At 58.5% G+C, this 23,908-nt stretch carries 23 protein-coding genes; 9 read left to right on the forward strand and 14 right to left on the reverse strand.

What is annotated here, in order from left to right; translation table 11 throughout:
- Positions 1-200: 200 nt before the first annotated feature.
- The 6 genes from F8N21_RS03925 to fabI are packed head-to-tail and all read left to right on the forward strand — an operon-like array spanning position 201 to position 8,403.
- Complete coding sequence (locus tag F8N21_RS03925) at positions 201-2,030, forward strand: extracellular solute-binding protein (protein ID WP_150640876.1); 1,830 nt, start codon at positions 201-203, stop codon at positions 2,028-2,030.
- Positions 2,027-3,880 (forward strand): extracellular solute-binding protein, encoded by a 1,854-nt coding sequence (locus F8N21_RS03930; protein WP_150640877.1) that lies wholly within the window; start codon positions 2,027-2,029, stop codon positions 3,878-3,880. Before F8N21_RS03925 ends, F8N21_RS03930 begins: the two co-directional genes overlap by 4 nt.
- A 1-nt stretch (position 3,881) precedes the next feature.
- Positions 3,882-4,955, forward strand: coding sequence for a microcin C ABC transporter permease YejB (locus tag F8N21_RS03935; RefSeq protein WP_150640878.1), 1,074 nt, complete (start codon positions 3,882-3,884; stop codon positions 4,953-4,955).
- Position 4,956: 1 nt separating this feature from the next.
- Positions 4,957-5,976, forward strand: a complete 1,020-nt coding sequence (locus F8N21_RS03940) for an ABC transporter permease (RefSeq protein WP_150640879.1) — start codon at positions 4,957-4,959, stop codon at positions 5,974-5,976.
- Position 5,977: 1 nt separating this feature from the next.
- Positions 5,978-7,588, forward strand: coding sequence for an ABC transporter ATP-binding protein (locus F8N21_RS03945; protein WP_150640880.1), 1,611 nt, complete (start codon positions 5,978-5,980; stop codon positions 7,586-7,588).
- Between the two features lie 20 nt (positions 7,589-7,608).
- On the forward strand, positions 7,609-8,403 hold the full coding sequence (gene fabI, locus F8N21_RS03950) for an enoyl-ACP reductase FabI (RefSeq protein WP_150640881.1): 795 nt from the start codon (positions 7,609-7,611) through the stop codon (positions 8,401-8,403).
- A 178-nt stretch (positions 8,404-8,581) separates the two neighbouring features.
- On the opposite strand, the gene F8N21_RS03955 is transcribed toward fabI, so the two are convergent.
- Together F8N21_RS03955 and F8N21_RS03960 are read right to left on the reverse strand one after the other, a co-directional pair.
- A complete protein-coding gene (locus F8N21_RS03955) occupies positions 8,582-9,547 on the reverse strand; it encodes a sensor domain-containing diguanylate cyclase (RefSeq protein ID WP_150640882.1) in 966 nt (321 codons plus the stop codon).
- A gap of 42 nt (positions 9,548-9,589) precedes the next feature.
- Positions 9,590-9,940, reverse strand: a complete 351-nt coding sequence (locus tag F8N21_RS03960) for a hypothetical protein (RefSeq protein WP_150640883.1) — start codon at positions 9,938-9,940, stop codon at positions 9,590-9,592.
- 234 nt (positions 9,941-10,174) lie between these two features.
- Here F8N21_RS03960 and F8N21_RS03965 point away from each other — a divergent pair, with 234 nt between their 5' ends.
- Together F8N21_RS03965 and F8N21_RS03970 are read left to right on the forward strand one after the other, a co-directional pair.
- The gene (locus tag F8N21_RS03965; RefSeq protein ID WP_150640884.1) at positions 10,175-10,678 is read left to right on the forward strand and encodes a VOC family protein; all 504 of its coding nucleotides are present in this window, start codon (positions 10,175-10,177) and stop codon (positions 10,676-10,678) included.
- 37 nt (positions 10,679-10,715) lie between these two features.
- A complete protein-coding gene (locus F8N21_RS03970; protein WP_150640885.1) occupies positions 10,716-11,549 on the forward strand; it encodes an AraC family transcriptional regulator in 834 nt (277 codons plus the stop codon).
- 230 nt (positions 11,550-11,779) lie between these two features.
- On the opposite strand, the gene F8N21_RS03975 is transcribed toward F8N21_RS03970, so the two are convergent.
- On the reverse strand, positions 11,780-12,367 hold the full coding sequence (locus F8N21_RS03975; RefSeq protein ID WP_150640886.1) for a LysE family translocator: 588 nt from the start codon (positions 12,365-12,367) through the stop codon (positions 11,780-11,782).
- A gap of 231 nt (positions 12,368-12,598) precedes the next feature.
- Here F8N21_RS03975 and F8N21_RS30730 point away from each other — a divergent pair, with 231 nt between their 5' ends.
- On the forward strand, positions 12,599-12,883 hold the full coding sequence (locus F8N21_RS30730; protein ID WP_150640887.1) for a hypothetical protein: 285 nt from the start codon (positions 12,599-12,601) through the stop codon (positions 12,881-12,883).
- A gap of 96 nt (positions 12,884-12,979) precedes the next feature.
- Here the strand turns inward: F8N21_RS30730 and F8N21_RS03985 are convergent, their stop codons facing one another.
- From F8N21_RS03985 to F8N21_RS04035, 11 genes are all read right to left on the reverse strand, one after another.
- On the reverse strand, positions 12,980-13,456 hold the full coding sequence (locus F8N21_RS03985; RefSeq protein ID WP_150640888.1) for a hypothetical protein: 477 nt from the start codon (positions 13,454-13,456) through the stop codon (positions 12,980-12,982).
- Positions 13,457-13,545: 89 nt separating this feature from the next.
- Entirely contained in the window at positions 13,546-14,760 is a 1,215-nt protein-coding gene (locus tag F8N21_RS03990; protein WP_150640889.1) for a hypothetical protein, read from the reverse strand.
- 12 nt (positions 14,761-14,772) lie between these two features.
- Positions 14,773-16,806, reverse strand: coding sequence for a hypothetical protein (locus F8N21_RS03995; RefSeq protein ID WP_150640890.1), 2,034 nt, complete (start codon positions 16,804-16,806; stop codon positions 14,773-14,775).
- 8 nt (positions 16,807-16,814) lie between these two features.
- Positions 16,815-17,669, reverse strand: a complete 855-nt coding sequence (locus tag F8N21_RS04000; RefSeq protein ID WP_150640891.1) for an SH3 domain-containing protein — start codon at positions 17,667-17,669, stop codon at positions 16,815-16,817.
- Between the two features lie 24 nt (positions 17,670-17,693).
- Positions 17,694-18,953 carry a hypothetical protein gene (locus F8N21_RS04005; protein ID WP_150640892.1) on the reverse strand — a complete coding sequence of 420 codons (1,260 nt, stop codon included), beginning with the start codon at positions 18,951-18,953 and terminating at the stop codon, positions 17,694-17,696.
- 329 nt (positions 18,954-19,282) lie between these two features.
- Positions 19,283-19,861 carry a TerD family protein gene (locus F8N21_RS04010; RefSeq protein WP_150640893.1) on the reverse strand — a complete coding sequence of 193 codons (579 nt, stop codon included), beginning with the start codon at positions 19,859-19,861 and terminating at the stop codon, positions 19,283-19,285.
- 99 nt (positions 19,862-19,960) lie between these two features.
- The gene (locus F8N21_RS04015) at positions 19,961-20,536 is read right to left on the reverse strand and encodes a TerD family protein (RefSeq protein ID WP_150640894.1); all 576 of its coding nucleotides are present in this window, start codon (positions 20,534-20,536) and stop codon (positions 19,961-19,963) included.
- Positions 20,537-20,567: 31 nt separating this feature from the next.
- Entirely contained in the window at positions 20,568-21,602 is a 1,035-nt protein-coding gene (locus tag F8N21_RS04020; RefSeq protein WP_150640895.1) for a TerC/Alx family metal homeostasis membrane protein, read from the reverse strand.
- 11 nt (positions 21,603-21,613) lie between these two features.
- The gene (locus F8N21_RS04025) at positions 21,614-22,063 is read right to left on the reverse strand and encodes a tellurite resistance TerB family protein (RefSeq protein WP_150640896.1); all 450 of its coding nucleotides are present in this window, start codon (positions 22,061-22,063) and stop codon (positions 21,614-21,616) included.
- A 47-nt stretch (positions 22,064-22,110) separates the two neighbouring features.
- Positions 22,111-23,292 (reverse strand): TerD family protein, encoded by a 1,182-nt coding sequence (locus F8N21_RS04030; protein WP_150640897.1) that lies wholly within the window; start codon positions 23,290-23,292, stop codon positions 22,111-22,113.
- Entirely contained in the window at positions 23,292-23,876 is a 585-nt protein-coding gene (locus F8N21_RS04035; RefSeq protein ID WP_150640898.1) for a TerD family protein, read from the reverse strand. Before F8N21_RS04035 ends, F8N21_RS04030 begins: the two co-directional genes overlap by 1 nt.
- Positions 23,877-23,908: the final 32 nt, after the last annotated feature.

Below are 23,908 nucleotides of genomic sequence, written 5' to 3' on the forward strand. Positions count from 1 at the left end.
AGCCTGCGGCAGCTCCTACAGGGATTTACATGCACCCACAACATCTCGGGTGTATTCGGTCGGCGCGTAGGAGCTGCCGCAGGCTGCGATCTTTTTGAAGCACCCCCAGGTGCTTCGGTGCACAGTCTTTTTCCTGTCGATACAAGCTGTTACTGTACCGATCACTAAGCCCAAGCCGCCCGGATCGGATCTCTGACTTGATGCGTCCCCTCCTCCTGCTCCTAATCAGTCTGGCCTTGAGCTTTCCCGCGAGCGCAACAATCAGCGAAAGCCACGGTTACGCGCAGTTCGGCACGCTCAAGTACCCGGCCAAATTCACCCATTTCGATTGGGTCAATCCTGCAGCGCCGAAAGGCGGCACTTTGCGGGTCATGGCATTTGGCACCTTCGATACGCTCAATCCCTATACCTTCAAGGGCTCCAGCCCGGTTTCGACGTCCAATTTCCTGCAATACGGCGTCAACGAGCTGAACGAAACCCTGATGGTCGGCACCGGCCAATACGCCCCTTCGGGTGACGAGCCGACTGCCAGCTATGGGCTGATCGCGCAATCGGTGGAATACAGCGAAGACCGCAGCTGGGTGGTGTTCAACCTGCGCCCGCAAGCGCGCTTTCACGACGGCACGCCGATCACCGCTTACGACGTGGCATTTTCCTACCGCCTGCTGCTCAAGGAAGGCCACCCGCAATACCGGACCAACCTGCAGGAAGTCCTGCGGGTCGACGTGCTCAACCCGCAACGCGTGCGCTTCGTGTTCAAGCGTGCCGGCAATCCGCTGCTGATCCTGCGCCTAGGTGAACTACCGGTACTGCCCCGGCACTACTGGAAAGACCGCGACTTCAAGGCCACCACCTTCGAACCGCCACTGGGCAGCGGGCCTTACCGTATCACGCAGGTGCAACCGGGCCGGCAACTGCGGTTCGAGCGGGTCAAGGATTACTGGGGCAAGGACCTGCCGGTCAATCGCGGCAAGTACAACTTTGACCGGGTCGAGGTGGAGTTCTATCGCGACAGTGATGTGGCTTTCGAAGCGTTCAAGGCCGGCGAATTCGACATCTATATCGAGCACCAGGCGAAGAACTGGGCCAATGGCTACAACTTCCCCGCGGTCCGGCGTGGGGAAGTCATCAAGGCGCAGATCGCCCATCAGATTCCGACCCAGACCCAAGGGCTGTTCATGAACAGCCGCCGCAGCACCTTCGCCGACATCAAGGTGCGCGAAGCACTGGGCATGATGTTCGATTTCGAGTGGACCAACCGCACGCTGTTCAGCGGCGCCTATAAACGCGCCATGAGTTACTACCCCAACAGCGAGTTTTCCGCTACCGGGCTTGCGGTCGGCCATGAATGGCTGCTGCTCTCGCCGTACCGCAGCCAGTTGCCGGCCAACCTGTTTACCCAAGCCTTCAGCCTGCCGCAGACCGAGGGTCGAGGCATTCCGCGGGACACCCTGCGCCGCGCCCTCGGGCTACTCGACGAAGCCGGCTGGAAGCTTAATGGCCAACGCCTGCAGAACAGCGCCGGCCAGCCCCTGCGCCTGGAAATCCTGCTGGTCAATCCCAACCTGGAACGGCTGCTGCAACCCTACGCCGAGAATCTTGCCAGCATCGGCATCGAAGCACGTCTGCGCACGGTGGACCGTGCCCAGTACAAACAGCGCCTCGACCAGTTCGATTTCGACATGATCCTGATGACCCTCGATCAAACCCTCAGCCCGGGCCTGGAGCAATGGCAGTACTTCCACTCCAGCCAGGTCGGGGTCAAGGGCAGCAAGAATTACGCGGGCGTCGCCAATCCAGTGGTCGACCATTTGCTGGAACAGTTGCTCGCGGCGAAAACCCGCGACGAACAACTGGCCGCCGGCAAGGCCCTGGACCGGGTCCTGCTGTGGCAGCACTACATCATTCCCAACTGGTACATCAACTATCATCGTATGGCGTACCGCAACCGGTTCGCCTTCGTCACTACGCCGCCCTACACCCTGGGCCTGAGCGCGTGGTGGCTGAAGTCTTCGGAGAAAGCCCAATGATGCCTTTGCGTGCCCTGCTCCTGCGGGCCTGCGGCCTGTTGTTCACGGGACTTGCGTGCGCCGCCCAAGCCGCCCCGCAGCATGCCCTGACGCTGTACAACGAGCCGCCGAAATACTCGGCCGATTTCAAACATTTCGATTACGTCAACCCGGATGCGCCCAAGGGCGGTATCTTCCGCCAGGCCGGTTTCGGTGGCTTCGACAGCCTCAACCCGTTCATCAACAAGGGCGTACCGGCCGACGATATCAATCTGATCTACGACACCCTGGCCAAACAGAGCCTGGACGAACCCTTCACCGAATACGGACTGATTGCGGAAAAAATCGAAAAGGCTCCGGATAACAGCTGGGTGCGTTTTTACCTGCGCCCCGAGGCCCGCTTCCACGACGGTCACCCGGTGCGTGCCGACGATGTGGTGTTCAGCTTCCAGACCCTGATCAAAAGTGGCGCGCCGCTGTACCGCGGGTACTACGGCGACGTCGAAGAAGTGATCGCCGAAGACCCGCTGCGGGTCCTGTTCAAGTTCAAGCACACCAACAATCGCGAATTGCCGCTGATCCTCGGGCAACTGGCGGTACTGCCCAAACACTGGTGGGAGAGTCGTGATTTCACCAAAGGCAATCTTGAGATGCCGCTGGGCAGCGGTCCTTACAAAGTCAGCGCGGTGAAGGCTGGACGCTCGATTCGCTACGAGCGGGTCAAGGACTATTGGGGCAAGGACCTGCCGGTCAATCGTGGCCAATACAATTTCGACGCCATGACCATCGACTACTACCGCGACAACACCGTCGCACTGGAAGCCCTCAAGGCCGGTCAGTTCGACTACTGGATGGAGATGGCGGCGAAGAACTGGGCCAATGCCTACAACACCCCGGCAGTGGCCGAAGGCCGGCTGATCAAGGAACAGATCCCCAATGGCAACCCTACCGGCATGCAGGGCTTCGTCTTCAACCTGCGCCACCCGGTGTTCCAGGATGTGCGGGTGCGCGAAGCCCTGAGTCTGTTGCTGGACTTCGAGTGGACCAACAAGCAGCTGTTCAACGGCGCCTACGCGCGCACCCGCAGTTATTTCGAGAATTCGGAAATGGCCGCCACCGGTCTGCCGGATCCGGAGCAACTGGCGATACTCGAACCGCTGCGCGGAAAAATCCCCGAGCAGGCGCTCACCGAGGCCTTCCAGCCCTCGAAGACCGACGCCAGCGGCATGATCCGCGCCCAGCAGCGCAAGGCCTATCAGCTATTGCAGGAGGCCGGCTGGCGCATCGTCGACGACAAGATGGTCGACGCCACCGGCAAACCGGTGACCATCGAGTTCCTGCTGGCCCAGACCGAGTTCGAGCGGGTATTGCTGCCGTTCAAGCGCAACCTGAGCGACCTGGGGATCGAGTTGGTGATCCGCCGGGTCGACGTGTCTCAATACATCAACCGCCTGCGCTCACGAGACTTCGACATGGTCGTCGGCAGCTTCCCGCAGTCCAGCTCACCGGGTAACGAACAGCGCGAATTCTGGAAATCGGAAAGCGCCGACAAACCTGGCAGCCGGAACTACATCGGCCTGAAGGATCCGGCCATCGACCAGCTCGTCGAGCAACTGATCAATGCCGATTCGCGCAAGAGCCTGGTGGCCCATGCCCGCGCCCTCGACCGGGTCTTGCAGTGGGGCTACTACGTGATCCCGAACTGGCACATCAAGACCTGGCGCGTGGCGTACTGGAATCATATCGGTCACCCGAAAGTCTCACCCACCAACGACGTCGGCATTTCCACCTGGTGGATCAAGCCCGACGCCGCACCGGCGGTAGAAATTCAAACCCAGGTGCAAGCCGAACCCGCAGGCGGGGAGCAATAAGATGCTGGCGTATATCTTTCGGCGACTGTTGCTGATTATCCCGACCCTGTTCGGCATTTTGCTGATCAACTTTCTGATCATCCAGGCCGCCCCCGGTGGCCCGGTGGAGCAGATGATCGCCAAACTCGAGGGCTTCGAAGGCGCCACCAGTCGTATCGCCGGCGGCGGCGCCGAAGTCTCGGTGGCCGGCTCCAGCTACCGTGGCGCCCAAGGCCTGGACCCGGCGCTGGTCAAAGAGATCGAGCATATGTATGGCTTCGACAAATCGGCGCCGGAACGCCTGTGGATCATGATCAAGAATTACGCCAGCCTGGACTTTGGCGACAGTTTCTTTCGCGACGCCAAGGTCATCGACCTGATCAAGGAAAAAATGCCGGTGTCCATTTCCCTCGGGCTCTGGAGCACGCTGATCATGTACCTGGTGTCGATCCCGCTGGGGATCGCCAAAGCCACGCGGCACGGCAGCCATTTCGACGTCTGGACCAGCTCGGCGATCATTGTCGGCTATGCGATCCCGGCGTTCCTGTTCGCCATCCTGCTGATCGTGGTGTTCGCCGGTGGCAGTTACCTGGACTGGTTTCCGCTGCGCGGCCTGACCTCGAATAACTTTGACGAGCTGAGCTGGAGCGGCAAGATCCTCGACTACTTCTGGCACCTGGCGCTGCCGGTGACCGCGCTGGTGATCGGCAACTTCGCGACCATGACCCTGCTGACCAAAAACAGCTTCCTCGACGAGATCAACAAGCAGTACGTGATTACCGCCAAGGCCAAGGGCCTGACCCAGCGCCGGGTCCTTTATGGCCATGTGTTCCGCAACGCCATGCTGCTGGTGATCGCCGGTTTCCCCTCGGCCTTTATCGGCATCTTCTTCACCGGTTCCTTGCTGGTGGAGGTGATCTTCTCCCTCGACGGCCTGGGTCTGATGAGTTTCGAAGCGGCGATCAACCGCGATTACCCGGTAGTGTTCGGCACCCTGTTCATCTTCACCTTGCTGGGTCTGGTGGTGAAACTGATCGGCGACCTCACCTACACCCTGGTCGATCCGCGCATCGACTTCGAAAGCCGGGAGCATTGAGATGACTCTATCCCCCCTCAATCGCCGCCGTTTCGAACTGTTTAAAGCCAACAAGCGGGGCTGGTGGTCGCTGTGGCTGTTCCTGATCCTGTTCGGCCTGAGCCTGGGCGCCGAGCTGATCGCCAACGACAAACCGCTGGCGGTGCATTACGACGGCGACTGGTATTTCCCGGCGCTCAAGCGCTACCCGGAAACCGCCTTCGGTGGTGAGTTCCCGCTGGAGGCCAACTACAAGAGCCCGTACATCCGCGAACTGCTGAAGGCCAAGGACGCCTGGATCCTCTGGGCACCGATCCCCTACAGCTACCAGAGCATCAACTACGACCTGAAAGTCCCGGCCCCCGCGCCACCCTCGGCCGATAACTGGCTGGGCACCGACGACCAGGGCCGCGATGTGCTGTCCCGGGTGATCTATGGCTTTCGGGTCTCGGTGCTGTTCGCCCTGACCCTGACCATCCTCAGCTCGATCATCGGCGTGATCGCCGGGGCCTTGCAGGGTTTCTACGGCGGCTGGGTCGATCTTGCCGGGCAGCGCTTCCTGGAGATCTGGTCCGGGCTGCCGGTCCTGTATTTGCTGATCATTCTCGCCAGCTTTGTGCAGCCAAACTTCTGGTGGCTGCTGGGGATCATGCTGCTGTTCTCCTGGATGAGCCTGGTGGACGTGGTGCGCGCCGAGTTCCTGCGCGGGCGCAACCTTGAATACGTGCGCGCCGCCCGAGCGCTGGGCATGCAGAACGGCGCGATCATGTTCCGGCACATCCTGCCCAATGCCATGGTCTCGACCATGACCTTCATGCCGTTCATCCTCACCGGCGCCATCGGCACCCTGACCGCCCTGGACTTCCTCGGTTTCGGCCTGCCGCCTGGCGCACCGTCCCTCGGCGAACTGGTGGCCCAGGGCAAATCCAACCTGCAAGCGCCGTGGCTGGGCATGAGTGCCTTCGCCGTGCTGGCGATCATGTTGAGCCTGCTGGTATTTATCGGCGAGTCCGCTCGCGATGCCTTCGACCCGAGGAAGTAAAATGAATCAGAACACTCTGATCGAAGTCCGCGACCTCTCCGTCGAATTTATCGTCGGTGAGCGCCGTCAACTGGTGGTCGAAAACGTCAGCTTCAAAATCAGGCGCGGTGAAACCCTGGCCCTGGTGGGCGAAAGCGGTTCAGGCAAATCGGTGACCGCCCATTCGATCCTGCGCCTGCTGCCCTACCCCTTGGCCCACCATCCGACCGGCGCCATCCTGTATGCCAACCAGGATTTGTTGAGCCTCAGAGAGAAAACCATCCGCCACATCCGCGGCAACCGGATCGCGATGATCTTCCAGGAGCCGATGACCTCGCTGAACCCGCTGCATTCGATCGAGAAGCAGATCAACGAAGTGCTCGGCCTGCATAAAGGCCTGACCGGCAAAGTCGCGACCAGACGCACCCTGGAATTGCTCGAACTGGTGGGCATTCCCGAGCCGCACAAACGCCTCAAGGCCCTGCCCCACGAATTGTCCGGCGGCCAGCGCCAGCGCGTGATGATCGCCATGGCCCTGGCCAACGAGCCGGAACTGCTGATTGCCGACGAGCCGACCACCGCCCTGGACGTGACCGTTCAGCTGAAAATTCTCGAATTGCTCAAGGAATTGCAGGCGCGCCTGGGCATGGCATTACTGCTGATCAGCCACGATTTGAACCTTGTGCGAAGAATTGCGCATCGCGTATGTGTCATGCAGCGTGGTTGCATCGTCGAACAGGCATCATGCGAAGAATTGTTCCGCGCGCCGAAGCATCCTTACACTCAGGAACTGCTGGCAGCGGAGCCCAGCGGCAAGCCTGCGAACAATGTCATCGGCCCGCCGCTGCTGGAAGTCGAGGACCTGAAAGTCTGGTTCCCGATCAAGAAAGGCTTTCTGCGCAGCACCGTCGATTACGTGAAAGCGGTGGACGGCATCAATTTCAGCCTGCCTCAGGGTCAGACCCTGGGGATCGTCGGTGAAAGTGGTTCCGGTAAATCCACCCTGGGCCTGGCGATCTTGCGGTTGATTGGCAGTAATGGAGCGATCCGTTTCGAGGGCAAACAGCTAGACTGCCTGACGCAGCAACAGGTTCGACCGCTGCGGCGGGAAATGCAGGTGGTCTTTCAGGACCCCTTCGGCAGCCTCAGCCCAAGGATGTCCGTGAGCCAGATTGTCGGTGAAGGGTTGCGGATCCATAAGATGGGCACGGAGGCAGAGCAGGAACAAGCGATTATCGCGGCACTGGTGGAAGTAGGTCTGGACCCGGAAACCCGGAACCGCTACCCCCACGAGTTCTCCGGCGGGCAACGGCAAAGAATCGCCATTGCCCGGGCATTAGTGCTAAAACCGGCGTTGATTCTGCTGGACGAGCCCACTTCGGCGCTCGACCGGACAGTCCAGCGCCAGGTGGTGGAGCTGCTGCGCAAGCTGCAAACCAAGTACAACCTGACATATTTGTTTATCAGCCATGACCTGGCGGTAGTCAAAGCGCTCAGCCACCAGTTGATGGTGGTCAAGCAAGGCCAAGTGGTCGAACAGGGTGACGCGCAAAGTATTTTTGCCGCCCCGCAACATCCCTATACACAGCAGCTGCTGGAGGCCGCTTTCCTGGCCCCAACAGCTGTCGAATAACCTGAAGAGAGGAGCAACACATGGGTTTTCTCGCCGGTAAGCGCGTACTGATCGTCGGTGTCGCCAGCAAGCTGTCCATCGCATCCGGCATCGCTGCCGCCATGCATCGCGAGGGCGCTGAGCTTGCCTTCACTTATCAGAACGACAAGCTCAAGGGTCGTGTCGAAGAGTTCGCACAAAGCTGGGGTTCCAACCCTGACCTGTGCTTCCCGTGCGACGTGGCCAGCGATGAAGAAATCACCAAGGTTTTCGTTGAGCTGGGCAAGAAGTGGGACGGCCTGGATTGCATCGTGCACTCCGTCGGCTTCGCCCCGGGCGACCAACTGGACGGCGACTTCACCGAAGCCACCACCCGTGAAGGTTTCCGCATCGCTCACGACATCAGCGCCTACAGCTTCGTGGCCCTGGCCAAGGCTGGCCGCGAAATGATGAAAGGCCGCAACGGCAGCCTGCTGACCCTGTCGTACCTGGGCGCCGAGCGCACCATGCCGAACTACAACGTCATGGGCATGGCCAAGGCTTCCCTGGAGGCTGGCGTGCGTTACCTGGCCGGCTCCCTGGGCCCGGATGGCACCCGCGTCAACTGTGTGTCGGCTGGCCCGATCCGCACCCTGGCCGCCTCCGGCATCAAGAACTTCCGCAAGATGCTGGCCGCCAACGAAGCGCAAACCCCGCTGCGTCGTAACGTCACCATCGACGAAGTCGGCAATGCCGGCGCCTTCCTGTGCTCGGACCTGGCGTCCGGCATCAGCGGCGAAATCATGTACGTGGATGGCGGCTTCAACACCACCGCCATGGGTAGCCTTGAAGAGTGATGCCCCTGCTGTGAAAAAACCCGCCGATTGGCGGGTTTTTTTATGGCTGAAAGATCAAAAGATCGCAGCCTGCGGCAGCGAGTCACCCGCGACGTTCGGTTGAAACTCGATCCGTAGGAGCTGCCGCAGGCTGCGATCTTTTGGCCGCCCACGCAGGACCAAGCCTGAGGATGAGGGACTAACGTCTTCTGAAAACTTGCTTATGGGCATGTATCGCCCAGTCGGCATCGGCCAGCAGACCCTCGATCGATTCGTGGCGCTGCAGGTCATATTCGATCTGGCCGACGCTGAAGCGGATGGCGTAGTCGCGCTGCAAGGTCGAGTTACGCTCATCCAGAATCTTTTGCAGGCGCGCCATGATCACTGAAGTCTCCACGTGATGGGAGCCGGTCAGCAACGCCACGAACTCATCCCCATCCAAACGGCCGATCACATCGCTTTCACGAAACGCGATGCGAAGCATGTCAGCGAAGGTTTTAAGCGCGTTATCACGCTCGGCATGGCCGTACAGGTCGTTGATCTGCCTGGAATCGTCGAGATAAAAAAATAGCAGCGTCGCCGGTTTTTTCAACCGTTCACAGGCGCTCAACCCGTGTCGGGCCAGGGCCTCGAAACCATGGCGATTGGACAGCAGCGTCAGTTCATCCATGCTCGCCACCTGCACTGCCGCCAACTCCTGCTCAGCCATGCGCGCAAGCTCTCGTAGCAACTCGCGCTCTTCGTCGTCCAGTTGGCGGGGTTTCGTGTCGATCAAGCACAAAGTGCCGAGCGTGCTGCCATTGGCGGCGGTCAGCGGGCAGCCTGCATAAAAACGAACGCCTGGATCGCCGACTACCAGCGGGTTGTCATGGAAGCGCTCATCGTGCTGCGCATCCGACACCATCAGGATGTGGTTCTCGAGGATCGCATGGCCACAAAAAGAAATATCACGCCCAGTCTCACTGGCCGCCAGCCCATCACAGGACTTGAACCACTGCCGGTCTGCGTCCACCAGACTGACCAGGGCGATCGGCACATTGAACACGCGCCTGGCCAAACGGGTCAGGCGATCGAAGCGCTCCTCCGGGGAAGTGTCGAGGACATTCAGCGAGCGTAAAGTCTCTACGCGGGCATTCTCATTGACAGGTTTGATTGGGGTCAGCATCACGCACTCCCTTGGCATGTATGTTCCTTTGACCAGTCCACACTACTCCTCGACATCTCTCACACTTGGCTGGGTCGTCTCCAGGCCGAACTGCAACGGCGAGTCGCCGGGGATGTGGCAGTTCTGGCAGCGCGGGCTCTGGAAGACTTTCTGCACAGTGGTAAAGGCTGCCAACGCCGCCTCATTGGCGGCAAACAAGTCCGGGGCATAGCCGCCCAGGCCGATTAACATTATCGATCCGAGAAACAGATGTCTTTTCATCTCACACCCCGCCAGTTGCAATGGCAATTCGCGCAGGCGTTGACCGGTCAAGGCAAACACCGCGCTGGCCACCACCGAAGCCGGGATGACACAGGAGCGCAACGGTGCGCCATTGCGCCATGCCACAGCCAAACGTGGTGCCGTGGCCGTTTCCGGTCTACGCGCGCATTGGGTTATCCATACAGCTAAGCGCACTTTGCTGCGCAGGCCACCTTCATCGACCATCGGTCATGCCAAGGCCGCCTTATTCGGGCGGTCTTTTTTCACTCAGGGGTGAAGCTGCCTTTGTCGATCTACGGCACGGCCAGACGACTATCCGCAGGCTACGCTTTACTTCAGCGTGCCTACCGGAAGAGGGAAACCGCCATGCAACGCATTCAGAAGATCACTCCATGCCTGTGGTTTGACGATCAGGCCGAGACCGCTGCCCGGTTTTATTGCTCGTTGTTCGATCACTCGAAAATCACTGGCATCACTCACTATGGCAAAGCCGGATTGGAGATTCACGAGCGGCCCGAAGGTTCGGTGATGACTGTCAGTTTCGAGCTCGATGGTCAGACGTTTACCGGGCTCAATGGCGGTCCTGTGTTCACCTTCAGCGAAGCCATTTCGCTGCAGGTCAATTGCCAGAACCAGGAGGAAGTCGATCATTTCTGGAACAGCCTGTCTGAAGGCGGCGACAAGCAGGCTCAGCAATGCGGCTGGCTCAAGGATAAGTTCGGTTTGTCCTGGCAGATCGTTCCAGTCGCCATGATGGACATGCTCAAAGATCCCGACACGACAAAGTCGCAACGGGTCATGCAAGCCATGCTGCAGATGAAAAAGCTCGACATCTCCACGCTCCAGCGAGCCTTTACCGGTGAGAGCTAATACACTGCAGAACCGGCCTGCCGATGGACGCCCGACGATGACCCGAAACCTTGCGAAAGAGGCCGCCAAGGCGCCGCGCTTCTGGCGTGACCCAGCCCTGCCGTTCATCGAGGCGCGCTCCATCGCGGACGGCCGCGAGGTCTGCTATTCCCGGCATTCCCACGAGCACTTTTCCATCGGTGCAATCACCGCGGGGCAAAGTACGTATATCCATGAAAACAGCCAGCTGCGGGTCGGCGCCGGCACGGTGGTGCTGATGAACCCTGGCGATGTCCACGCCTGCAATCCGATTGACGACCAGCCCTGGTCCTATCGCATGTTCTACGTCGATACGCCGTGGCTGACCGAGCTTCAGCACCGACTGGGTCTCAGCCCGGAGCTGGGCTTCAGGGCCTTTTCAACCACCCACAGCACCGACGCCCGCCTGTATGCAGGGCTGAACCGGCTGTATGAGGTGCTGATCGACGAACAGCTTGAAACACGGCACAAACACAAGGCCGCGGTGGCGTTTTTTGCCGAACTGCAGCAAAGACTCAACCCGGTAGAGCTCCCCGCTCGCGAAATCAACCTCAAGCTGGAACGGGCCGCAGCCTACATTCGCGACAACTGTACGTTGGCTTTGAAGCTCGAAGATATCTGCGAAGCGGCACAGCTCTCGGCCTCCTACCTGATCCGCGCCTTCAAACAGCACTACGGCATGACGCCCCATGCGTTCCTGGTTAACACCCGCATCCAGTTCGCCCAGGCGCAACTGCGCAGCGGCAAGTTGATTGCCGATGTCGCACTGGAGGCAGGGTTTGCCGATCAGGCGCATTTTCAACGAGCCTTTAAACAGCACATGGCCGCGACGCCGGGGCAGTATCGGGGTTGAGCCACACCCGAGATTTCACTGGTACAGCACAAGACCTTGTGGCGAGGGGGCTTGTCGGAACGCCGCACCGCCCCGTTGGGTCGCGCAGCGGCCCCAAAACCGCCCACCGTGATTCTTCAGCTAAAATGCATCAGCCGGATTACGACTACTTCGTAGCCGAGCGGGAGCAAGCTCCCTCGCCACAGGGGGCAGCGTACAACTTGGTTTAATTTGCCCAGAGCTCTCTGCGCCTACGGCAACACCAAATAAACCGCACTCGCCGCCAGCAACAATGCCATCAACCGATTGAACAACCGCATCCCCTTCGGATTGCTTAAATAGTGCCGCAGAAAAGTCCCTGCATAAGCCCAGCACCCCACCGAGACATAACAAACCACCAGATACACCGCGGCAAATTTCCAGATCAGCGACGCCTCGCCATTCGCCGCGAACGCGCCCATACCCGCCACGCAAGCCAGCCAGGCTTTCGGGTTGAGCCATTGCATGAGCGCACCATAGAACATCGACGGCGCCCTGCCCGTTCCATCCGTACTCAGCCGGCCATCGTCGATGGCCAGTTTGAAGGCCATGAACAACAGAAACGCCACCCCGGCCAGCTGCACCACTCGCCTCAACGACGGCCAGAGCAGCAGCACTTCATGCAGGCCCAGGCCCATCAGGACCAACAGCAGAACAAAGCCCAGGGTCGCGCCGGCCACATGCCGCAGGCTGGCGCGAAACCCGAATTGCGCGCCCGAACTCAAGGCGATGATATTGACCGGTCCAGGGGTAATCGAGGAGGCCAGCGCAAACGCGGCCATGGAAACAATCAAGCTCATTGCACACCTTCTTCACTTCAGTGGAGGGTTATTCCTGAGCTCAAGTTAAAAGAGCGCTGCACCACCTGTATTGAAGAAAATACCCCTCGGGGCCCGGCAGCGAACGTGCCCCATACACTGATGTCTAACTATTGGATGGGATCGCGACCAGGCAAGGGCCTTAAGCTTACTTCAATCCGTCAACCCGGCTGCGAATCCCTGCACCGCACTCACTGCGAAGGAGATTCACAGATGGTTACCCACTACAGGACCGCCGGGCATCTTGCCTGCGGTCACCATGGCGACAACCTCAGCTCCACCACTGAATTTGCGCGGGTCAAATGCCGCAGCTGCCGCAACACCGACGCCTTCAAAAATGCTCGAAAAGATAGCCGCAACGCAGCGCGCAGGGCCGCTCGCAAAGCCAAGATCCCTCATGCAGCGGTTGACTGGCGCGTGTCCTGGATACAAAGACTTACCGACATGCCCGGCCAGCAACGCCTCCCTAGAGGTTTCAGTGGTCAGCCTTACGTCTAGCGTCCATGCACACATTCACCGGCGGAATGAGTGATGCCCGCCATCCATGAAAAAGCCCGGCGATTCGCCGGGCTTCAGAGACAACGAACCGCCAGGTCAGCTGCGGGATTCATTGTTCAGGTCGGCCAGCTCTTCCTGGATGTCCTCATCGACATCAGTGAACGCTTTCTGCATATCAGCCATCAGACTGTTCTGAACCTTCACGGCTTTCTGGGCAAGCGCACGCCCATCCTCGGAGTTCATGATTATTGCCATCGCATTCGCCGGATCCTTGTTGGCCTTGATGATGAGTTCGAGCTCATCGTCATCGAAACTGGATGCATAGGACTCTACGAAAACGTCCTTCAAGTCGTCTTTGGATACGTGTTCCTGGATGACCTTCTTGATCGATGCCGCGGGCACATGGCTGTATTGGGTGGAGTAGCCAGCAGTTGCCATATTGACAACCATCTTGTACTGCCCGTCCATATCGAGGCTGTCGGCGAGCTTTTCTGCTGTGTCAGTACTGCCGCCGCAACCAGCCAGGAGCGCAGCACAGAGTGTCGTCAGCGCCCATTTGGAAATATTGATCATGAAAGGTCCTGTTCTTTGGCTTGCAGGGATTAATGATGTGCGCCCGGGAGCCCGGAGAACCGCGCTCCCGGGATTGCGACTTGAGCCGATCAGTTCGTCTCAAGGGTGTAGCTTTTGCTGACGAACAGCCCGGCGAAGAGCGACTTGTCTTCCTTGAACATATAGCTCTCTTCGAACTTGCCCTCGGTGACAAGCTTCCCGGCGATCGCACACTCCGAGTCACTGTGGTCTTTACCCTTGGCACCGAAGTCGTTCTGGAACGTCGAAAGGCCGGCTTGCGCACAGTAGCCAGCGAAATCCTGTTGCTTGGTCGCCGTCTTGTACTCGTCGAACCCGTCCTTCAGCTGGTCGAATCCTTTGTAGGTCAACGAGTAGTTGGCCACCTTGGCTTTGCGCGCAAAGTTGCTGGTGGCATCGGCGAGGACTGATTGTCCCATGGAGGTATTGTAAGCCCCCATGATGAAGCCACTGAAGGCACCCTTGAGCTGTTCCTGTACGTCGTCCAGCTGCGCAATTGACGCGAACTCAGCCTCGCGAACAATCCGGCCAACTTCGCTGCCGTCGTTGCGGTGAACAACCACGAACTTCATGGAGCCGGCGCCATCGTCCGACCGTTTGATAGTGAAGTCGAGGTCAACCTTTACTCCGATATCGCCAGTAGCGCCGTTCAGGAACGCCCCGGTGAACGGCAGGCGGGCGACCATGTTGCTGCCCCACGAATAGTCGGAATTCACTACACGGCCGTACTGATCGACTTCGGCCCGCGGCTGGATCTCATCGCTGACTTCAGACACCAGAACCACATCAGCGCCTTTGTGGGAGATGTAGGGGTTGCTCATGTCCATGCCCAGCAGTTGGACATGGATCTCGCCGTCCTTGCTGTCACCCGATCGGCTGAGCTTCAGGGCGTCGGCTTTGAGGTAAACCCCGCCAGCACGGCCACCACCGGTTGAGGAGTTGAGCAAGTACCGGGACCAGGCTGCCAGACCGGTTTCGGTAGTCGACCCGTTTGTCCCGCCCAGCAATGCCAGCATGCCCTTCAGGAAAGTTTCGGCGCCGTTCGTTTGTGCTGCAACCAAGCGAATCTCCGGCGATTCCACAGTGAGGTTGCCAGACAAGAAGGAATACGACACCTCCCCCTCAGTCAGGACGTCATCAAGGAAGAATTGCTCCTTCAGTTCCTCGTAGTAGCTCAGCGTTTCCTTCTTCCCGGCGCCCGACAGCATCGAACCCGCAATGCCAAGGACGACAACACCGGCGGCCGCAGCGGCAATGAGAATTTGCTTCTTGTTCATCGATTTCATAGTGGCGTGGCCTCACTCAATTTGGGCAGATGCTTGCTGCCAGGCAGTCACGTACTGCTGGGAAACTTCCGGGGTCCAACTGAAGTCGATGCCGGCGTTCGGAAATTCCTTGGCCAACACCGCGCCGAAGGACACTCGGTCTGCGCAGTGATCCTGCTTGCAGGCCTCAGGGGGGCCGGCGGCATACACGCGGAAGGTCGCAATTGCACGGCCGTCTTCGAGAGGAAGATACGGGGTCATGTTGGCGGCATGAATCACGTACCACTGATTTTCCAGATCGGCGTCAGCCTGTACCCGGCCTTTACGCGGAAAGTCGATCTCGTAGAAATCGCCGCTTTTGCCCGTGACGTGGATCATCATTGGCGTCGCCGACTTCGAGGTCGACGGGTCGAGCATTGCCATCGGGGACGGGAACGTAACACTGATGCCTGCCATCTGGGCCAGGGCTTCAGCCTCACGGCCTGCGAATTCCTTCATCCCTTCTTTCAGCTGCTGGTAACGATTGAGCACGCGGGTGTGCAGTTCAGCCTTCTGCTCTTGCAGACGGCGGGCTTCACGCAAGCGGACTTCTTCACGACGCAGCGCGTAGTTGGTCCCTTCGCGGACGTCAAAGAAGAACTCGCCACGGTTTTCACCCATACGGTTGCGAACGATCTTTAAACTGTCACTGGAGGAGTAGCCGGAGTCCGGATAGAGGGTTTCCAGGGTTTTCGCGATGTACAGGTTCTGGACGTCCACGGTCGATGGCGAGGTCGCCTTCACCAATTGATACACCTCAAGCACTGCTCGCTTGTACTCGGCCGGATCAAGGGCAAAGTCTTCGTTAACCGTTTCTACTACATAGTAGGGGTCGCTACTGAACGGTGTGAGTATGCGATAGGTGGGACGCTGGAATGCCAGGTAGACCTTCATGCGCCGGGCTGGAATCTCGCCCAGCAGGAAAAGGGCCTGGTCGGCGTTGCCACTCAGATAAGACAGTGACTTGCCTTTCACTGCCGAACTGATGGATTGGTTGAACATCAGGCCGCTCGGGTGGACATATGTCCGGGACCAGGAATCGCCGCGATAGGTGTTCGGGATCGACCAGCGCAACTTCTCGAACGGACCTTCGGCATAACCGGAGGCAGCACACGGCATCACAGGCGTGGAGGCGAAGGCGAAGCTCGGTTCACTCTCGTCAATCGCCGACTTGCTGACCAGCCATTTGCAACCGGCGCCGTCGGTGATTCCAATAAGGTTCTTGTTGGCCAGAGCCAAAGAACGGCCGAAGTCAGCGGTCGGTACTGCAGCAATGGCGGCCTGTGGCGCTACTGGCGCAGCAGGAGCTACTGGTGCTGCAACAGTTGGTGAAGAGGCCACCGGTGCTGCAACGGTAGGGGCTGGGGCTGCAGGTTCTACAGGAGCTGGAGCTGCTACTTCTTTTGCTGGGGCAGGAGCTACCGGCGCAACAGATACTGGGGCAGTGGCCGCTGGCACTGCAGGAGCTGATGCGGGCTCTACCGGCTGGACGGCAGTAGAGGCCGGGGTCGCTGGTGCTGCAGGTGCTGGAGCTGGTTCTACCGGCGTGGCAGGAGGTGCCGGGGCTACCTGTGTTGGTGCTACCGGTGCGGCTGCTACTGGTGCAGGAGCTGCTGGTGCTGCTTCTGCTGGTGCCGGAGCTGCTGCTGCTGGAGATGGTGCTACTGGCGCGGCAGCAGGTGCGGGCGGTGCAGTCAAAGTGGCGATGCCCAGGTTGGTCGCATTGCCCAGCCCAGTGGCGTAAACAGCCCCCTTCGCGTCGACAGCTTTCCAATTGACCTTCGCGGTCGGACATTCTTGTCCAAGGATGAAGGGCAGCTTACTGAGCAGCGTATTCAACGGCTTCTGGTCATCCCAGGCTGGCCGCTGGATGGTGATGGCAACTTCTGGTTTGCACCAGTTGGTTGCATCACCCTCAACGATGACGTGGATCTGCTCTGTTTTCGAATAGGCAAGCTCGTGTGCAAATGCTTGCGGCGCGATGCCGCAAGCACTCACTACAGCGAGAGCGAGTGCGCGGTTTTTCATGGAGATCCTTAGATGAGTTCCCAGGTGCCGTTGGCTTGCTTGCAGAAGGTGTTATTTTCCTGCTGGCTATTACCGTCTGCCGCTTTCAGGCTCACAGTCACCGGACGGCAGGAGGTTTCTGCTGCAACTTGCTGCGTTGGCAGGGTCGGGATCGAATCCAGGTCGAAAGCCTTGGTTTCTTTATCAGCGGCCACGTTCATTTCGTCGAGGTTGTGGGCCGGTTTGACGTTCCTGGCTATAGCGTCAGCTTTAGGGGTAACGAGATCCTTGTGTATGTAGCCTACGGTCACACCCTTACGGCCTACCAGAATCCAATCGCCGGTGGAGCCAACTGCAGTGAACTCTGTACCGGACTGCAGACCACCGACCTTGTCGGCACTTTTGTCTGGTGCGGCACGCACGTTCGAACTGCTCTTGGTCAGATACGGTTCGTTGATGAGCTTCATCGACGGGACCGCTGCGATCTTCGGAGCGCGCTTCACTTCAACAGTTTTGGTCTCGGTGTATTCTTTGCCCTGGACGATCTGCGCAGTCGCGCCCGAGTGCGCAGAGGTCCAGGTGACCGGTTGGGCCGAAGCACTTGTCGGCAGGCTCAGGGCTTCCTGAGTGCGCAGTGCCAGCGCTTGCTTGTCCTTGTCATCGAGCATTGCGCCAATTTTATTTCCGATGTAGCCACCGATCGCACTGGTGAGCAGAACAGCAACAATCTGACCATTGCCTTTACCCATGAAGGAGCCCGCAACCGCCCCGGCAAGGACGCCAATCGCAGTACCGGCCTGTTGCTTGTTGATGCCCAGTTGGGCACAGCCAGAGCTTGCTCCGATAGCTACTGCCAGGATGGAAACGATAAGCTTTTTACGCACGGTGAATCTCCCTTTTGTGTGAGTTCACTCTGCTTTCAGCAGAGGCTTTGTCAGGTTGTAAAGCATTGCTTCTGAGGACATGGCCCAGTTGAATACCGAGGCCAGTAGTAGGGGTTGCTTGCCCAGACTTTGGAACGCATCCCGGTATCCGGTGCTTTCGACAATCCCATTGCCGACGGCTAGCGGGAATATAACGATCGAAGCAATTGCGATCGGGCGCACAAAGCGAATTCGACGCGGCCTGCTCCGCAGGGCTTCAACACCCGAGATGATCAGAACCACAAGACTGATGGCACCGAAGAACAAACCGCTCAGAAGTGAGAACGGGATAAACCACATGTTCTTCACCACATTCAGGCCTTCTGCACCCTGGATGTCGGTATGCGCTACGTCGAACGCCATGTTGTCGGCAATGCCGGGGAGGTAGCTCTGAAATTGCTGGCGGGTCGCCAACAGATTCATACCTCGCACATAAAGAGGGCCTAGAGCGCTCTTGGCCATGTAGCGGACTTCGGTAGTGTTGGCGAGAGCGTCCCGGCTTCTTACACCCGGATTGATCGATCTGGCGTACTCGTCAATGCCTGGTTGATAGCCCAGGTCCACCCCGGCACTTGGCCACTGGATAGGTTTCCATTCGTTCCCGGGAATTCCAGCCGCGCGAAAGCCTTCAAGCTTTGCGTACGTTCTGATGATGTCGTCGATGTTGGGCACAACGGTTTCTTGCAGGCGCTCGTAGAGAGCATCTCCATTTCGGGACGTATAGCCCCGGAATACAGCAGCGCAGAAGCCTCGGAAGTTTTTGTCGATGCGCTCGACATACGCACCTTGAACGCTCATTAGAACCCCAAGGTTTGCGATGAATGCCTTGCCCTCACCCTGGTCTTTGTATTCCTTGTAGGGAATCTCGGGAATGTTCAGCGAGTCGTAGAGCAGACCCTTTTTGGTGACGTATGCGTACAGACTGCTGACGCGCAGCGATCCAGGGAATTTTTCGGCTATCCAGTCGGGGGCTGCACCCTGGAACGACCAGGTGGCAGGAGCGACGATCACAGTCGAAGCGGCAAGCCAGTACCAGAGCACCCTGCCCTTGCCTTGATAGCGGCGATAGCAGAGGCGCCACACAAGCAGGCACATACTTGTGGAGGCCAAAACCTGGCTATAGGTCTCAAGGACTTCGAGTTTTTTCAGCGGAATGTCGGCCCCCGCCATGTTCAAAAGTTCAGCATTGAACAGGAGGCTGCAGATCAGATAGATCGCGTTCAAAACAACAAGTGCGACGAGCATCCAACTGTTCCTTGTCAGAATTCAAGCGTTAGACCCTGGATGATCAGGGGTACGCAAAGAGGTGTAGCATATTGCCATCTTGGAAAAGGACGCACCACCCAAAATAGGCTGGAAATACGTAATCCAGAGGGTTTAAGTCGATTTTTATCCAGTATTCGCGGGGGCGAGTTCAGGAAGTCGTCAATCGGCTGAGTTCCCGACCTGGATCAAAGAAGCCACAGCGAAAGGCATCATCCAGTAACGCCCCTCCCCTCGGGTATTCCCGCGCCGGCATTTCTGCAGGCAAGAAAAAGCCCCCGTCTCCGGAGGCTTTCTCAACCCTTTTCGGGTTAGCCGATGCTCACACCGTGGGATTCAGCCAGAGGCTTCAGGCCGCCGGCGAAACCTTGGCCGATCGCCTTGAACTTGAACTCTTCACCACTGCGATACAGCTCGCCAAAAATCATGGCGGTCTCGGTCGAGGAATCTTCACTCAGGTCATAGCGAGCCAGCTCTTTGCCGTCAGCCTTGTTCACAACGCGGATGTAGGCATTGGAAACCTGACCGAAGCTCTGCTTACGCTCTACCGAGTCGTGGATGGTCACAGCGAAGACAAGTTTCTTCACTGCAGCGGCCAGGCCATTCAGCTTGACGGTGGCTTGTTCATCGTCGCCTTCGCCGTCGCCCGACTGGTTGTCGCCCATGTGCTCGACCGAACCGTCGGCAGACTTCTTGTTGTTGTAGAAGATGAAGCTATTGTCGTCGAGAACCTTGCCGTTCTCGCCAACGATGAAGATCGAAGCGTCGAGGTCGAACTTGGAGCCATCAGTAACGCGTGGGTCCCAGCCAAGGCCAACGGTTACTTCGGTCAGGCCCGGGGCTTCTTTGGACAGCGAGACGTTACCGCCTTTAGACAGACTTACAGCCATTTTCAGATTCCTTGTTCCGTGGGTTCGATCAAGCTTTCATGCCGGTGATCTCGCCAGCGACTCTAGGCCGATAGCGAAATATTGTCCAACGGCACTGATTCAGAAATTCATGCCAAACGAATTCGCAAGCGCCTTCAGGCCGCCAGCGAAGCCTTGGCCAACGGCACGGAATTTCCACTCGCCGTTGTTGCGGTACAACTCTGCGAAGATCATCGCAGTTTCGGTCGAGGCATCTTCGGCCAGGTCGTAACGAACGACCTCAGCGCCGGTCACTTCGTTGGCGATGCGGATGAACGAGCCGCCCACTTGGCCGAAGTTCTGCTTGCGACCATCTGCATCGTGGATGGTCACGATGAATGCGATCTTGTCTACGTCAGCCGGAACGCGGCTCAGGTCGACCTTCAACACTTCATCGTCGCCATCACCAGCACCGGTACGGTTGTCACCGGTATGCTCAACCGAGCCGTCGGTGCTCTTCAGCTGGTTGTAGAAGACGAAGTCAGCTTCACTGCGTACCTTGCCGTTTGCACCCAGTAGAAAGGCGCTGGCGTCCAGGTCAAACTCAACGCCATCGGTGGCGCGAGGATCCCAACCCAGACCGATCAGAAGCTTGTTCAAGCTTGCATCGGTTTTCGTGAGAGACAGATTGCCGCCTTTTTGAAGTGTCAGTGCCATGGGTAGAGCTCCTTGTGGTAAATGCTATTGCTCAGTTGCTTTCGGGTTGGGTTTCTTCTTTCTCAGGGAAGATCCAACTCGCGACGACGCCGATAACCAGGACAATCATGACGATCAGCAAGCTGGTGTTCGCGTCAATGTTATAGCCGTGGTGGAACATGTGGTCGGTCGCATTCAAGCCGAGCTTGACTGCGATGAAGAACAGCAGTGCGACGACCGCTTTCTCCAAGTGGACCAGGTAGCGTTTTGACGCTTCGAGGACGAAGTACATCGTCCGCAAGCCGAGAATGGCGAACAGCATGGCCGAATAGACGATCAGGGGCTCACGGCTCACCGCGATAATCGCCGGCACGGAGTCAAATGCGAACAGCACATCAGACACTTCAGCAACCACCAGGCAGAGGAACAGCGGGGTAGCGAAAATTGTGCCTTTTGCCGCCAGAGTCATACCTTTGTTTTCGGGTTTCTGGAGTTCTACCTGCAGGGCCTTGCGAGTCACAAAGAAATTGTGACCGTACAGCTTTGGCCATACCGGGAACAGCTTCTGTGCGAAGCGATACGCCATGTGCTTGGAATAGTCTTCTTCCTCTTCGGCATCGCCGCCGGCGCGCAGCATCATGACTGCAGTCCACGCAACGATCAGCGCAAATACGATCTCGACCCAGGGTCCGAAGGCCAAGAGGCCGGTGCCGATGGCAACGAAAATGCCGCGGAACACGATAGCGCCGATGATGCCCCAGTACAGAACCCGGTGGCGCAAGCCATCCGGCACTTTGAACCAGGCGAAGATCGCCATGAATACGAACAGGTTGTCCACGCTCAGGACTTTCTCCAGGGCGTAGCCGGTTACGAAAAGACTTGCGACTGCCGGGCCATGCTGGACGTAAAGGAAGCCTGCAAACACCATCGAGATGGCGATCCAGAACACCGACCATATCGAGGCTTTAGCCAGCGAAATTGGCTTGTCGCCACGGTGAGTGACCATATCGAGCAGAAGCGCTCCGAGCGCGATCCCGACGAATACAGCCATGGTCAGCGGAGGGAATCCGATTTGAGTAGCTTCCACGGTACGGCTCCTTAGAGTTCGAAATCAGCTGGGTTGAGGCCCAGCTCAAGGCAGATCAAACGGCAGGCCGCTTTTTCCTTGTCGTCGAAGTTGCCATCCGAGGCGCCGACAGAACATACGACACGTACCAACAGGCGAGCAGCGCCATCGTTGCCTTTGAGCTTGCCGACAACCTTCAGAGCTTCAGCCCGACCGATCTGTAGGTCGAACTCGAACTTCGCGCAGTGGTCGTTGAAGGAATTGATCACGTCCTTGAGGTCGAAGACTTTCAGTTCAGGCGAGTTGGTGATAAATCCAACCATCTTCGACTTCTCAACCGCCGAGATGTCGTCATCAGCCGCAGCGACAATTGCGCAACCCGCGGTGGTGGCGTCCATGAACTTCTGGTTCTTGAATTTCGCGACCTCAGTGGTCAGCGTGTCACGGGCTTTCGCCGCGTTCGTTTTAAGCCATGCAAGCATTTTGAGTTCCCCTCAAAAGGCGGGGTCAGAGGACCCCGCCAAGATTTTTATTTCGAGCCAGAGGACCAGCGCATGCCCCAGTCATATGCTTTGTCCATCACAGCTTGCCCTCGGTGGAAGTCCACCCGCCGGGAGACCTTGACGGCACCGTTGACATTTTCCAGCAAAGCGATAGCGCACGTGCCTTCACGCCCACCCTCCTCGTTAAGCCTTACCTCAATGTCTGGCTGGCCAGGGATGTAGATGGTCACAACTCCATCGGTCTCTTTCCAGTCAGGTACCCCTTCGTAAATGAAGGCGTAGATCAAGATGCGCCGGACCTCACTCCACTGCGTCCCGTTAATGTGCAGCCACTCCCCTCCCGCAACAGAGCCGGTACGGTCGTCGCCCATGAGTTGGATATAAGGCTCGCGTTTCAGGCTACCAAATGCTTTGCCCAAGGCTTGCACCACGCCCTTGCGACCATCCTGAAGTTCATAGAGACAGCCGACGTCGAGGTCGATGGATTTGCTACGGCTGAAGAAACCGCCACCTTTACCCTGGTTCCAGTTCAAGTTCACTTTGATCTCGCCGAAACCAGCAGCGGTTTTCTCGAGGCTGATCGAGGAGCGTGTCTTGTCGAGCGTGACCTTGCTCAGGCTGATCGAAGACTTCGGTGCGGCCGGCGGGACCGGGGCAGGCTGGGGAGCGGCTTGAGCGGGCGCAGGTGTCGGAGCTGGAGCTGGAGCCGCGACTTCAACACCAAAATGCTTGGCCAAGGGTTCCAGGCCACCAGCGAAGCCTTGGGCTACGCAGCGGAACTTCCACTCGCCCTGGCGGCGGTAGAACTCGCCGAGGATGAGTGCAGTTTCCTTCATGCCACCGGTGGGAAGCTGAGCTTCAATCCCGCCTGACACCGCTACCGAGAGCTGCGAGACACGGTCGAAGCTGGCCTTGTTTTCGTAGATCGTGGCAGTCAAAGCCACTTTCTCGACAACAGCTTCCAGACGGCTCAGATCAAGGGTGAACACTGCGCGACCGGCAGACGACTCAGTCATCTGCACCGCGCCGCCCAGCACACTGGTTTGCCCGTAGAAGCACATATCGCCGTCGCCGCGGACTTTGCCTGCAGCGCCCAGCGCAAAAGCCGAGACATCAATTTCAGCCCCGGGAATCGGCGAGTAGTTGATATCGACGCGAAGCTGGCCGGTGGCAACCGACGCATTACCGCCAGGTACGAGAGTCGCCATTAGCGCACCGCCTGAACAGCCAGACTCACCAGGTCATCGGCAGTGCGGCCGTTGGTAACCTTGCCGATTGCCTTGAACTCCCAACCGCCACTTTCGCGTGCCAGGCTCGCCATGACGATGCCGGTGTGACCGCCTCGCTCGGACAAGTTGAAGCGCGCCAGCTCCGACTTATTGCCAGCGTTCACGATACGGCAGTAGGCGTTTTCTACTTTCTCGAATGTCTGCCCGGTGAAGCTGTTTACGGTGAACACCAGATATTTAACCGATGCAGGCAGGCGCTGCAGGTCAACGTGAATGGTTTCGTCGTCACCATTGCCGTCACCGGTGCGATTGTCGCCCGAGTGCTTGATCGAACCGTCCTGGGACTTCAGTTGGCGGAACCAGACCAGATCAATGGATTTCAGGTCGCTGTCGAGGAGGATGCAAGAAGCGTCAAGATCGATCTCGCCGCCGTTCCCCATCAACTTGCCAAGGAAGCCGGCTTTCACCGGATCCCAACCGAGGCCGAGGCTGATATTGGTCAGTCCGCCACCGGCGGTTTTTTCCAGGGAGATGGATTGGTTTTTGCTCAGGGTAAGTGCCATCTTTACGCTCCTTGTTGATCTGCTATGTTTGC

The sequence above is a fragment of the Pseudomonas fluorescens genome, from assembly GCF_902497895.1.
GTDB lineage: Bacteria > Pseudomonadota > Gammaproteobacteria > Pseudomonadales > Pseudomonadaceae > Aquipseudomonas > Aquipseudomonas fluorescens_BP.

What these genes read in the sequence shown, in the direction of transcription:
- F8N21_RS03925 (WP_150640876.1), top strand. Translation starts at nt 201, where the DNA reads ATGCGTCCCCTCCTCCTGCTCCTAATCAGTCTGGCCTTGAGCTTTCCC.
- F8N21_RS03930 (WP_150640877.1), top strand. Translation starts at nt 2,027, where the DNA reads ATGATGCCTTTGCGTGCCCTGCTCCTGCGGGCCTGCGGCCTGTTGTTC.
- F8N21_RS03935 (WP_150640878.1), top strand. Translation starts at nt 3,882, where the DNA reads ATGCTGGCGTATATCTTTCGGCGACTGTTGCTGATTATCCCGACCCTG.
- F8N21_RS03940 (WP_150640879.1), top strand. Translation starts at nt 4,957, where the DNA reads ATGACTCTATCCCCCCTCAATCGCCGCCGTTTCGAACTGTTTAAAGCC.
- F8N21_RS03945 (WP_150640880.1), top strand. Translation starts at nt 5,978, where the DNA reads ATGAATCAGAACACTCTGATCGAAGTCCGCGACCTCTCCGTCGAATTT.
- fabI (WP_150640881.1), top strand. Translation starts at nt 7,609, where the DNA reads ATGGGTTTTCTCGCCGGTAAGCGCGTACTGATCGTCGGTGTCGCCAGC.
- F8N21_RS03955 (WP_150640882.1), bottom strand. Translation starts at nt 9,547, where the DNA reads ATGCTGACCCCAATCAAACCTGTCAATGAGAATGCCCGCGTAGAGACT.
- F8N21_RS03965 (WP_150640884.1), top strand. Translation starts at nt 10,175, where the DNA reads ATGCAACGCATTCAGAAGATCACTCCATGCCTGTGGTTTGACGATCAG.
- F8N21_RS03970 (WP_150640885.1), top strand. Translation starts at nt 10,716, where the DNA reads ATGACCCGAAACCTTGCGAAAGAGGCCGCCAAGGCGCCGCGCTTCTGG.
- F8N21_RS03975 (WP_150640886.1), bottom strand. Translation starts at nt 12,367, where the DNA reads ATGAGCTTGATTGTTTCCATGGCCGCGTTTGCGCTGGCCTCCTCGATT.
- F8N21_RS30730 (WP_150640887.1), top strand. Translation starts at nt 12,599, where the DNA reads ATGGTTACCCACTACAGGACCGCCGGGCATCTTGCCTGCGGTCACCAT.
- F8N21_RS03985 (WP_150640888.1), bottom strand. Translation starts at nt 13,456, where the DNA reads ATGATCAATATTTCCAAATGGGCGCTGACGACACTCTGTGCTGCGCTC.
- F8N21_RS03990 (WP_150640889.1), bottom strand. Translation starts at nt 14,760, where the DNA reads ATGAAATCGATGAACAAGAAGCAAATTCTCATTGCCGCTGCGGCCGCC.
- F8N21_RS03995 (WP_150640890.1), bottom strand. Translation starts at nt 16,806, where the DNA reads ATGAAAAACCGCGCACTCGCTCTCGCTGTAGTGAGTGCTTGCGGCATC.
- F8N21_RS04005 (WP_150640892.1), bottom strand. Translation starts at nt 18,953, where the DNA reads ATGCTCGTCGCACTTGTTGTTTTGAACGCGATCTATCTGATCTGCAGC.
- F8N21_RS04010 (WP_150640893.1), bottom strand. Translation starts at nt 19,861, where the DNA reads ATGGCTGTAAGTCTGTCTAAAGGCGGTAACGTCTCGCTGTCCAAAGAA.
- F8N21_RS04015 (WP_150640894.1), bottom strand. Translation starts at nt 20,536, where the DNA reads ATGGCACTGACACTTCAAAAAGGCGGCAATCTGTCTCTCACGAAAACC.
- F8N21_RS04025 (WP_150640896.1), bottom strand. Translation starts at nt 22,063, where the DNA reads ATGCTTGCATGGCTTAAAACGAACGCGGCGAAAGCCCGTGACACGCTG.
- F8N21_RS04030 (WP_150640897.1), bottom strand. Translation starts at nt 23,292, where the DNA reads ATGGCGACTCTCGTACCTGGCGGTAATGCGTCGGTTGCCACCGGCCAG.
- F8N21_RS04035 (WP_150640898.1), bottom strand. Translation starts at nt 23,876, where the DNA reads ATGGCACTTACCCTGAGCAAAAACCAATCCATCTCCCTGGAAAAAACC.